This is a genomic window from Vibrio sp. 1069, assembly GCF_033340555.1.
In genome coordinates this window covers 1-511 of record NZ_JAWOWP010000982.1, presented here as the reverse complement: position 1 = coordinate 511, position 511 = coordinate 1, and the positions used below count along the sequence as shown (strand labels likewise).

The window sequence follows — 511 nt, the reverse complement described above, 5'->3', positions numbered from 1 at the left end:
GACTTAGGGTACTACTGTGTCGACAACCTACCAGTAAACCTATTGGATGCGTTTGTGCATTCCATCGCTGACAGCAAGCAAAATGTTGCGGTGAGCATTGATATCCGCAACATCCCAAAAAAGCTCAAAGAACTGACTGGCACGTTAGAGCAGCTAAAAACTGAACTCGATGTAACCGTACTTTTCTTAGACGCCAATAAGGAAACCTTGCTCAAACGCTACAGCGAAACTCGTCGCATCCACCCGCTATCATTAGGCGGTCAGTCTCTATCGCTCGATCAAGCTATCGAGCGAGAAAAAGAGATCCTGACACCACTAAAAGCGCATGCGGATTTAATCCTCAACAGTAGCGGTCAGTCTTTGCATGAACTGAGTGAAACAGTTCGCATGCGAGTAGAAGGACGTGATCGCAAAGGCTTGGTGATGGTGTTTGAATCATTCGGCTTTAAATACGGCCTTCCGTCTGATGCGGATTACGTATTTGATGTGCGATTCCTACCGAACCCACACT

At 46.8% G+C, this 511-nt stretch carries 1 protein-coding gene; it reads left to right on the top strand.

The features are described from left to right. Positions 1-511, top strand: a 511-nt coding sequence (locus R7040_RS30155; RefSeq protein ID WP_318098150.1) for an RNase adapter RapZ, incomplete at both ends; no start/stop codon positions are given.